Source organism: Sphingobacterium sp. UBA7631 (assembly GCF_002483935.1).
GTDB classification, from domain to species: domain Bacteria; phylum Bacteroidota; class Bacteroidia; order Sphingobacteriales; family Sphingobacteriaceae; genus Sphingobacterium; species Sphingobacterium multivorum.
In genome coordinates, this window is record NZ_DLIX01000004.1 from 240,228 (window position 1) to 252,305 (window position 12,078).

Genomic DNA, 12,078 nt, shown 5'->3' on the forward strand with positions numbered 1-12,078 from the left:
TTTAGTGATTAAAGTGTAGGAACGACAGGCAATACATGGCCCTGATCATCAAAAAATAACCGGTCCATGCACACCTCTCGATTAAACCCAGCTGCATCGCCCATATCGATACCTTTGGGATAATTAAAACGATGATATACAATATACCATTCATCTTTACCTGGAATCTGCAAAATAGAATTATGTCCTGTACCATAAATTCCTTGGGTAGGATCCTTTTGCAAGACTAAATTATTTTCAGGAACAGTGATCGGTCCATCTGGAGAAGTCGCGGTTCCATAACGTACCCGATAATTTTCACTTCGGGTGTCATCCTCCGACCAAAAGAAATAATAAAGACCTTTTCGGTAGACAACATAGGCGCCTTCCCGGAAAGTCTTGTCGGGTGTTAACACTTTGATTGTATTTCTTTTAATCGAGATCATATCCTTATTGAGTTCAGCAACAGCTAGGTAGCCATTTCCCCAATACAGGTAGCTTTTTCCCGATTTCGGATCGTTAAACACTGCAGGGTCAATTTCCTGCCCTCCTTTTACACCATTTGGTTTGAAATCGATCAAGGGTTTACCTGAATCTTTAAATGGGCCTGTTGGCAAATCGGCCACCGCAACACCAATCTTTTGGGCCGCTGTAAAGTAATAATAGTACTTATAATCGTTCTTGATTTTCTTTTCCGTAATTGTAGGTGCCCATGCATGTCGAGGCCCCCAAGCAACATCTTTTTTCAGATCCAAAATCACACCCTCATCTTTCCAATGACTTAGATCTGTGGAAGAAAAAGTTTTAAAATAATAACCACCCCAACCGTCAAAGCCATCACTCGTTGGATAGATATAGTATTTCTTTGTTTTGTTGGAATAGAGGACATCCGGATCGGCATAAAAGCCATCCAATACTGGATTCTTTCTGAATGTGAATTCCATATCTTTGGGTTTCCCCCATTTGGTGGTCAAATCTAGAATTTCTTGTCTTGAAATAGGAATGATGGTCCCATGCCGTGGATGAAAATCCATGTCAATTTGATGGTCGATTACTTTAAAACGATCAAGGTCTTCAGAGGTGCAGAATTGATACTTCCCCTTACCATAGACATCATACATCAGGATATATTTGTCCGACTGATTGAGTTTAAAGACACTGGATCCTTCCACAGCATCATTGGTCTGCTGTTTATAGCCCGGTTGTTCAATCCACTTACCCGAAGTCAGGGAATCAGTTATCGCCAGCTTAATACCATTTCCATGTCCTTCGGTCTTGTAAAAAAGGTAGAACAAACCATTCTTTGCAATAATATCGCCATCGATACAGGATTTACCATTTTTTGGAAGAAACAGCACGTTAGGTTCGGTTTCAAAATCTGTAAAGTCCTTGTTTGCATAAGCATAGTAGATGATATCTGGACCATTTCCGTGCTGCATGGACCAGTACACCATGTATTTACCGACCGAAGGGTCAAATATAGTCTGGGGCGCCCATACTCTTTTCAACGCTTCCTGACCTTTGAAACGCTGCTGTATATCGATTGCCTGATGGGACCAATGCACAAGGTCTTCGGATTTTAGCAGGATCAAACCCCGATTAGAATCCCAGCCTTTGGAGGAAGTCATGTCGGTGAGCACCATATAAAATGTTTTTCCATCTTCGCCACGGAGAATATGCGGATCCCGAACACCGCCGGTTTTACTGATTATCTTCGAATCCAGGATAGGTTGATTATCATTCAACGCGCGATAGGTATAGCCATCTGTGCTGATCGCAAAACAAACAGCTTCGTCTACAACAGCATTCCCTTTGAAATAGGCAAATAAGTAACCTGCAAAATCTTTGTCGGTAGGTCCGCTGCGATAAGCCTGTGCAAAAACACCGCACGTAGCATGTATTAAAAATAAGGTAATTAAGATTGAAATTCTGTTTTTTTTCATGAAGATTTAGTTGAAGAAATAAGCATTGGCATATTTTTGCGTCTATACATTTTTGCATCTCTAAAAGCCACGGGATTTGATCCCGTGGCTTCGTAATCTGACCATTTAACTTGTCGTCAGTACCTATTTTAAAGCTATTTTTTGAACGGCAGTATAGTAGTACTCTCCCGATACCGTAGCTTTCACCCCTATTCGGGCAAACACATAATCGAGGTTTTTCAAATTGTCCGGCAACTCTCCGACAATCCTCGTCGGTTGACCAAAAGCAACGTTAGCCAAATTGGCGTCCACACGTAGCTCGCGTTGTACCTGATCTGTCAAGACAGATTTACCGAGGTAAAGACGCACAAACTCCAAATTTGCCGTACCTACTATTCTGTTCACCGTAAAGTTAGCCGAAATACTGTTATTATTTTTTTGAAAAGACTCGTTTGTCACCGTAAAATAGGGTGTTACAGGTACATCAATGGTCGTATTGCCCTTCACTTGTACCAAAACCGTATCAGTTGCCTGTTGCAGCCATGGTGAATCTCCTTTCCGCACCAATTTGTATTCGCCATCAAAAAGACTAACAGAAAAAGAGCCATCCTGATCAAAATATACGGGTATTGCTGAGCGAAGCGGGTACCCATCCTGCCATAATTCCAATTGAGGGCCGTTATTCCGAACGCCAATCGCCTTCCCCTCATAAACAACGCGTCCTGAAAGGGTTGATTTTGGAGCTTCAAAATTATCATATTCGCAACCTACAACGAGTAGACTTGCAAAAGCTATCAATAAGCTTAAAAATTTTATTTTCATGGTTCAATTAGATTAATGGAATGGATTTCTAACTATTTTAGGATTTTTATTGATGACATCCTGACTAATGGACGCATAATAATTGGCCATACGGAAAAAGCGTGCCTTTCTGAAACGCGCAGGTCTTACCCGTTCATAGATATACTTACCGTCATCGGCATGCCCTGGACGCACGACACGATAAGCATATAGTCCATATACAACCGCGTTGGGATCATTTTCAGATCCGTCCCACACCAAATGTGCAATACGCCACCTTTTAAGATCATAGTAACGATGATCTTCGAAGGCAAGTTCGACACGGCGTTCATTACGGATGATATCCATCGTTAGGTTACTGATGCTATTGGCCGGAAATCCTGCTCTTTCCCGCAACTTATTGACATAAGTTCTTGCATCTACAGTCTGCCCCAGCTCAAATGCAGCTTCTGACGCGTTGAGATAAATTTCACCCAGACGAAACCACGGCCACCAGTTAGCAGCTGATGTACCACGTGTGCTGGCCGCCGGCGCATCACTGACAAATTTCCGGATATAGAAACCGGTGTTGCTGACGTCCTGTGCATCATAAAGCGGTCCATCAAAGCCGGTCCACAAACCACCACTCGCATAATTCTGTCCCAATTGTGGAGCTGCTGTAAACTGGTAAGCGCCATTCGCCCCCCAAGTTGCCACTCCAGCCTGAATACTTACAGCACGTCCGCGGAATGAAGTTCCCGGATAAATCACCGTTCCAAACAAACGGGCATCTTTATTTGCAAAAATATCGTTGATATTTTGGTAGGCTACGTAATTTCCTGCGCCGTTTTTATCATGTAATGTACCTTTGCTACCGTCTAGATAATCAAAACTTTCTACAAGGCTCAATGAAGGCGAAATCGTCGATGACGACTCATTGTCTTCGGTCAGACTTCTGACGATATTGTCATAAGCAAAGCGGTGAACTTTTAAACTCGTTACAAAATCCTTTGCAAAGATGACCTCAGCACCAGTTTTCTTATTGAGCATATCATAAAAATTGGCACCTTTATCGGCATTCTCATTGTAAAGCGCATAGGGACCGTTCATAATTTCCTTGGAGGCAGCCAGCGACTTGGTATAATAACCAGTAGCCATATTGGCAGGAATTCCCACTTCTCCCCCTGCAGTCGTTATCGGTGAGGCCATCAGATTATTATATTTCGCGATGGATGCCGCATAAAGCATTGCCCGACTTTCCAAAGCTAATGCCGTATACTTGTTGGCTCTGGTCTTACTGGCATTATAGACGGCGAGATCTTCCTTAATCTCTTCCAGTTCTTTGTAAATAAAATCGTAGACTTCATACTCTTTGGCACGTGCCACCTGCAATGGTGTTGGATCGCCGCTAAAGTCATAGATAAGTTGCGTAGTGACAATCGGAACCCCTCCCATGCGTTTGACGAGTTCGAAGTAAACAAAAGCGCGGATGAAGCGTAATTCGGCTTTATACTGCTTGCGTTGTGCATCAGACAATTGTGTACTGAACTGATCGATATTTTCTAGGGAAAGATTCAGATCCCGAATAAGTCCATAGTCCCAATAGCGACCGTAATCGTCACCAAATTGGTAATCGTTACGCCAGTTTTGATCGCGATGTCCCGACCACATCGCATCATCCAATTCGGTCATTCCTCCTGTATTGAAAACACCATGTAACGTTGGCATTCTATCGTAATAATTGGCGACGAGTGAAGTCAATAGTTTCGGATCATTCCAAAGCTGTGCATCGGTAATCAATGATTTTGAATCCCGGTCAAACCAATCGTCGTGATTGCAGCTGCTCAACGAGGACAAGGTCAATAAAGCAACGCCTATGTAAGTAAGTTTAAATCGTAGTTTCATGTTAAAAAGTCATATTAAATCCAACCATAAATACCCTTTGCTGTGGATATACTACTGCTGCTCTCGCTTCGATCTCGGGATCAATCTGGTAGTCTTTGACATTGTCAAACGAAATCAAGTTTGAAGCATTGATATAGAACCGTATTTTTTCGGCCTTAATCTTTTGAATCCATGCTTTTGGCAGATTGTATCCAACCTCCAGGTTGCGGACTCGGAGGTAACGCACATTGGTCAACCAAAAATCACTGTTTCGACTATTAGGACCTGAGTTGCCGTTACGAATCGCAGGGTAGCGTCCCGGAATCCATTCGCTGTTTGGATCATAAGGGTCTTTGCGATGCCATCTATCTTCCAGCAGGTAGGCTGGAGAATTACCACCACCATGGAAGGCATTACGTAACTCATAATCCTGAAACCAGGATTGCACCGCACCACCGGCCAAATCAATATTTAAGTTGATACCCTTCCAGTCAAGTCCTATCCGGCCACCGAAGCTCATCATCGGTGCCCAACCTGTCGGATAACCAATCGGACGCTGATCCATATCATTGATAACACCATCGCCGTTTACATCTTTATAAATCAGATCACCAGGAAGTTGTGTCCTATTGTTCTGACCATCATTATTGATCGGATGGTTGCGGATCTCTTCTTCGGACTGAAATCTTCCGACAACTTGGTATCCCCACCATACGCCACCCCAGCGGTCTTCAATCGAGTTACGGTATTCATTCCACGAATTACTGAAACGAGGCTTATAGGTTTCTAGGTCACGATAACGTGAAAAAGTCATATTCCCACTGACAACATAGTTAAGTTCACCGACCTTATCGGTATAGGTAATGATACCTTCCGCACCATAATAGCCGTTCTTACCGAGGTTTTCATTGGGAAGGTCATAACCGATTTCAGCTGGTAATAGGACATCGTATCGTTTTCCAGGATATCCAGTACGGATAATTTTAAAGATATCGGCCGTCAATGTCAGCTTATTATTCAACAAGGTTGCATCGACCCCCATATTATAATTGGTATTTTTAACCCAGGAGAGGTTGCGCACTGGTAAACCTCTTGGCTGTACCCCGGGTACATAGGCTCCGTCTAAGACAGCACTTCCAGCCGCCCAATTATATCCGGCAAGGTAATCATGCATTCCCACACCCTCTTCAAGTCCGGTTTGCCCGATCGAAGCACGGATTTTAAGGTCACTCACGACGGATTTCAAAGGCTTGAAGAACCCCTCATCCGAAATACGCCAACCTACTGATGCTCCTGGAAACAATCCCCAGCGTTTACCCTCATAATATTTAAAGGAGCCGTCATAACGGCCCAGAACTTCCAGAAGATACTTGCCCTTGTAGTTGTAATTGATACGGCCAATATATCCAGCCCGAGCCTCGTAAGCCCATTCATCGGCCAAACTATTGAGCTCCGACAGTCTTAACAACGGAATATAATTGTTTGAAGGATTTGCGCCCAATGCCTTATACGTCCGGTCCCAGTCTGAGCGCTCATAGCCTAACATTCCCGCGAAAGTGTGATCGCCAATCTGCTTGTTATAATCGATCTGGAACTGTGCAAACCGAGAAACAATCTCCCTCGTGGTATCGTAACGCCAGCCAGCATCACTTCCGCCAGTTCGCTTATAGGCATTATTTTCGTATCGATATACATCATAGGTATATTGGAAGCCTTCAAATTTATTGTTGGTATAATTGTAAGAAACAGTTCCCTTTGCCGACAAACCAAAATTTGTCTTATAGGCCGCAAAGAGATTCACGTTTCCAGCAAGGTATTTATTGTCTTTATAGCCGGCAATATCGCGGCTAAAGAGCGCCGGGTTATAGGGAAAATCATTGGTATGATTGATATACTCTGGATTGTCATTTGCATAGGGGCCTACAGTCGGCCTATTTTTCATAATAGCCAAAATAGACGAGAAGTATCCATCCCCACCTGGTAAGCCAACATCCTGTGTTCCTTCATGTCTTCCTGAAATCTGCGTCCCGACAGTAAGTCCTTTGAGTACCTCAGCTTCCATATTGGCCTGGAAATTGGTTCGCTTATAATTGAAATCCTTGATCATTGCATCCTGATTGAGGTGGCCCAATGACAGGAAATAATTTGATTTTTCACTTCCACCGGTGACATTGGCATTGATGTATCGCTGTGGGATATTCTTACGGATCACCATATCATAATAATCATAGCCTTGGTAGCCAGGCTCTGTTCCAGCCTGCCATTTAGCCAACTCCTCGGGCGTATAAACCGTCTTCGGATCGCGGTTTTCATTCTGCGCAGCCTCAACCAATCCACGCGTGTATTGTTTCGCGTTTGCCATGGTCGGAAAACGTGTCAAATTCTGCCAGCCTTGGTAGCCATTAATATTGATTTTTGCACTTTCTCCTTTTGCTCCTTTTTTGGTGGTAATAAGTACAACACCTCTAGAAGCACGGAATCCATATACTGCCGCTGCGGCATCTTTCAAAATAGAGATACTCTCAATATCTTCGAGATTTAGCGAGTTGAAGATATCTGCTCCGGAGCCATTCTGTGTACCGACCCAGTCCGTACCTTCCTGACCTCCGTAGGCAACCCCATCAATTACATATAATGGCGAGCCCATATTCCGGATTTCAATCGCTGCACCACGACCGGGACGCGCGTCTTTGGCACGCACGGAGATCCCCTGCACCTTTCCTGCCAAAGCCCCAGCAGTTGTCGTCGATGATGACCGTACAATATCCTCTGATTTAATATTGCTTACTGCCCCCGTAATATTACGTTTGGACTGTTTACCATAACCAACAACGACGACATCCTCCAAAACATTTTCATCTGCCTCGAGCTGGATTTTTAAATTTGTTGTTCCATCCAATGGAACTCGGCGAGTCTTATATCCAACAAATGACACAACGAGCGTTCCTTTGTTGGCATTCAGCTCAAATTTCCCCGATTTGTCTGTTGAGGTTCCCTTTCCCCCTTCTAGGAGGAGTACACTCGCACCAACGATAGGCTCGTTTGCTTTGTTGAAAACTTGTCCCGTAACCTTCTCCTGCGCATACAGCAATGTTGGCATCACACTCAACATGGTGTAAAAAGAAGCAATCTTTAAGTTTTTCATAAATTTAAATACGAATTAAACAGTAAATAATACAATCTAGCCGGACAAGACAATATGATGGTAAACTATGGTCTACTTTGGTTATTTCTTTTGCATCGTTGCCACCCCTACCTAGATTTTATAATTGGATAATACCTCAAACTTAGCCCATTTTGCAGCATTACATCATATACAAATCCGTCAAAAATCATATAATTTTCAGTCAAAAACAGCTTTTATAATATATTTAAGGCATATTTCCTGTTTGATGAAACCTGAGCCTGCTTTTATCGGTCTGCCATGGGGAGGCTGTTTTATGCGAAAAAAAATGCCCCTCGCCACGGAGGAGTAGCAGGGGCATTATGAGCTTTTGTGTATTCTTTTAATACGTTACCCGGATCTTATTGTCGGCTCGTTGGTATTCGGAAGGTAGCTGGCCAAACTCTTCCTTAAAGCACTGCCGAAAATAAATCGCACTATTGATTCCGACCATAAACGACACTTCAGTCACATTATATTTCCCCGTCCGAAGTAGATCCGCAGCCTTATGGATACGTATCTTGCGAACCAGCTGATTGATATTTTTACCTGTGATCCCCTTCAACTTGCGGTATAAGGTAGACTGACTCATATTCATTCGGTCAGCAAGGGCAGCAGCGTCCAATACTTCATCCTGCATATGCTGCTCGACAATCTGCATAAAGTCCTGAACAAATTCATTTTCCCGCCACAGCTCCTCAGGAGGTTTTTGCTCGGTATAATCATCTGAATAGGGTGATTTGCTGTTTAAACTTTCCAAAATCAGTTCATTGATCTGTTTCTGTCGGCTCAATAGGTTGTCGATACGTTTGAAGAGTAACGCTGCCGTAACAGGCTTGATCAGATAGGAGTCTATCCCCAGATCATAGCCCCGTTGCCGGTCTGCATCGGTGTTTTTCGCCGTCAATAGTAGCAGTGGAATATGACTTGTACTGCGTTCCTGTTTGAGCTGCTGTACCAGCTCAAAGCCATCCATATCGGGCATCATAATATCACTGATCACCAGATCAGGTATTCGTGCCATCGCCGTTTTATAGCCCGCAGCTCCATTTTCGGCAAGTACCACATCATAATGCCTTTGCAGGGTAGTTCCAAGATACTCCCGGAGCTCCGAATCGTCCTCGACCAGTAGAATCAGGGGGCGCTGCGAAGCCGTGGGCGGTTCGCTTTCTTGTGCGACAACTTGGTCTACTTTTAGCTTGACCGTAAATCTAGTGCCTAGCCCAAACGTACTACTTACCTCTACCTTTCCATGATGTATTGCAACTAGTTCCTTGACCAAAGCAAGGCCAATTCCTGTACCTTGCGTACCTGTGCCTAGAATCTGATAATACTTTTTGAAAATCCGCTCAATATCTTCTTCGGCAATACCAACCCCCGTGTCTTCTACAGACAATATGGCCCAATGATTTAGATCTGCACCTTCGTAGCGCAGACTTAGTTTAATATAGCCCGAAGCTGTGTATTTATACGCATTCGACAATAAATTATCGACAATCAATTGCACAATTTCTGCATCAAACAACGTACGTATATCCGCTGTAGGGAGTTCGCACAACACGCGAAGACCAGGTTTGTGATTCAATGTTTTATATTTATTTGTCAGATCGGCGAGCATTTCGCCCAAGGATCCTGCTTCGGGAACAAAGGGTTTAAATTGCGATTCTACCTTCCGAAACTCCAAAAGCTGGTTGACCAATGTGAAAAGTCTATTGGCACTTTTCTGAACCGTCTGAACCAACGCACGGTGTTTCTCAGCAAGCTGCTTTTCTTGCGACAGATCCTCAAGGGGACCCAGGATCAACGTCAGGGGTGTACGTAATTCATGGGTAATATGCGTATAGAAGTTCATCCGCTCGGCATGCAGCTGTTCGTCTTGTAGATGTTGCCGTTCTTTAAGTTTGAGTTCCGATTCGGCTTTCATCCTTTTGAAATAAAAGGATATAATCACATATCCAATCAGAAGCACGAGTAGCATATAAAATGCCTTAGCAGGTAAGCTCAAATAAAAAGGTGGCGCGATGTTAATCAGCAGCCGTTGATACTCTTGCGACCACTGACCGTTTTTCATTCGCGTACGAATGAGCAGCTCGTGCTCACCATAGGGAATATTACGAAAGTCGAGGTTTGTCTCATTGCCCAAAAAAATCCAGTCATTATTGAGTCCTTCCAATTGATACCCAAATTCGACCAATCCATCCAAAGCAAAATCCATGACAGCAAGTTCGATGCGAAAACTATTTTCATCATAATTGAGCTTAATCGTCTTTGTATCCGACGGATATTTATCAACCTGCGCATTGGATTCGCCCGATTGAAAAACAATAAATCGGCTCAGGCTTACAGGCGAAGTAGGGAAATCGGACGGAATATTAGCAGGATTGAAATAACACATTCCTTCCTGCATGCCAAAATACAGTCGCCCTTCGCGGTCTTTTCCTACACTTGCATTGATAAATCCGCCCAAGGGTAAACCAAAGGATTGGTCGTAGTGGAGAAAACGCCTCTCTTGCAAGACATAGCGTAACATCCCCGATTTGGTTGCGCACCAAATATTTCCGGTATGATCCTCCGCAAGTCCATTGACAAACAACCAAGCATTACCTCCCGGCGGCAACAATAAAGCGAGATCACCGATCTTCTTACCTGCATCCTGCATAGCCAATCCGTGGTTTGTAGCGATCCAAATATTATTATCCCTATCGCGTAGCAAATGATTGATTGTATTATTACGTAATCCACTCTTATTGTCCATCTTACGAAGCAGTTTACGGTCGGAATTATATACATAGAGTCCTTGCCCATAAGTTCCTACCCACATATTGTGCTGACCATCTTCCACTAGCGTTCGCGGTGCATAATCACCAAGCATAGGCTTATTGATCAGAAGCTTTTGAACATGGTGTGCCACTCCATCGTATATAAAAAGACCTTGATGGGCAGCAATCCAAATGTGCCCCAAATGATCCTCATATATCGCACGAACTTCGGTCACCGACTCCCCTAAATCGATCATATGCCAATCGGAAGATCCAGCATATTGGACAGCAATCCCGCCCTTCCGCAATCCCATCCATACATGCTGATGCCGATCCTTAAATGCCGTAAGTATAAAATCGTCGGGCAATCCGTTTTTTTGGGTAATTTGTCCCAACAAACGGCCTCCAGCATTCATTTCTACTATACCCGAGCCCTCAGTTACCAGTCGAGTCCGATTTTCACCAGTTAATACATTACTCACTGTTGCCAATCGGTCAGGTAACATATTGTCTGAAGGAAAAACACTAAAAAAAGGAGCCATATGCGAAACAACCCCTACACCTCCACCATATAACGCCAGCCAAATATTTCCGAACCGATCCGGAGTGATATGCTGGACCATGGTATTATTACCTTTGCCAAGATCAACAAGCTGTATGTGCTGGACGCCTTCAAAACGTTTATCAAACGTATATTTCGGCTGCAACAAAAATAGTTGCGACGACTCGCCTCCTATCCATAAGGTATTGCCAATTTCCTTGATTGCGTAGACAAAAGGTTCATTCCCATTTTTTGCTAATCCTGCCAAAGGGACTTGCTGTAATTGACCTGAAGCCGGATGATATACAGCCAACCCTTTACGGGTTCCAATCCACACATTCCCCCCCTGATCGCAAAACAAGACTTTAATTTCATTATCAGGAAGTTTACCCAATGTATTCTGATTAGTCAATCGTTTCAGTGACCGACGGGCGGGATCCAAAATTGTCAGGCCTTCATTTACATGCCCAATGTAAAGCATGTTACTGCGATCTTCAACTAAAGACCAAACACTATTCTCGGGAAGTCCGGGACAATTTTTCTTATTGAAATGATTAAACTCTTTGGTTATTGGATCGAAATGCTGTACACCTTGATGATAGGTGGCCAGCCACAGTTTTCCATCTTTCCCTTCAATCATATCGGTTATATCATTTGTCGCGATGGATTTCGGATTAGTACCGTCATGTGTGTAATAGCTAAATTTATTTGTACGTAAGTCAAGTACATTCAGGCCATTGGACCGCGTTCCGATATACAATTTCTTGTCGGTATAAAGCAAGGTATTGATTTCATTACTATTGACCGATAGCCCATCCGGCTTGTCTGTTGCATAAAATGATTTAAAAGACTTCCCTGCATACCGGTTCAATCCCAGCTCGCTGGCTATCCACATAAATCCGTCATCATCGTGCACAATATCCAGCACCTGCTGATTGGTCAGACCATCTTGAAGGGAGAAAAAATGGACACGATTAGGCTGTCCATAAACGTGGGCCAACTGCCAAAAGAAAACAATGCTAATAAGAAAATTTTTCATAGCTCTACCAC

Annotated in this window: 5 protein-coding genes; all 5 read right to left on the bottom strand. The window is 43.6% G+C overall.

What is annotated here, in order from left to right; genetic code table 11:
* Positions 1 to 8: 8 nt before the first annotated feature.
* Positions 9 to 1,922, bottom strand: a complete 1,914-nt coding sequence (locus B3P16_RS05825; protein ID WP_286841735.1) for a family 43 glycosylhydrolase — start codon at positions 1,920 to 1,922, stop codon at positions 9 to 11.
* 123 nt (positions 1,923 to 2,045) lie between these two features.
* A complete protein-coding gene (locus tag B3P16_RS05830) occupies positions 2,046 to 2,723 on the bottom strand; it encodes a DUF3823 domain-containing protein (RefSeq protein WP_046675306.1) in 678 nt (225 codons plus the stop codon).
* A 12-nt stretch (positions 2,724 to 2,735) separates the two neighbouring features.
* Positions 2,736 to 4,586 carry a RagB/SusD family nutrient uptake outer membrane protein gene (locus tag B3P16_RS05835; RefSeq protein WP_115050423.1) on the bottom strand — a complete coding sequence of 617 codons (1,851 nt, stop codon included), beginning with the start codon at positions 4,584 to 4,586 and terminating at the stop codon, positions 2,736 to 2,738.
* Position 4,587: 1 nt separating this feature from the next.
* The gene (locus tag B3P16_RS05840; protein ID WP_070568055.1) at positions 4,588 to 7,710 is read right to left on the bottom strand and encodes a SusC/RagA family TonB-linked outer membrane protein; all 3,123 of its coding nucleotides are present in this window, start codon (positions 7,708 to 7,710) and stop codon (positions 4,588 to 4,590) included.
* Positions 7,711 to 8,071: 361 nt separating this feature from the next.
* Positions 8,072 to 12,067, bottom strand: coding sequence for a hybrid sensor histidine kinase/response regulator transcription factor (locus B3P16_RS05845; RefSeq protein WP_286841737.1), 3,996 nt, complete (start codon positions 12,065 to 12,067; stop codon positions 8,072 to 8,074).
* Between the last annotated feature and the right edge of the window lie 11 nt (positions 12,068 to 12,078).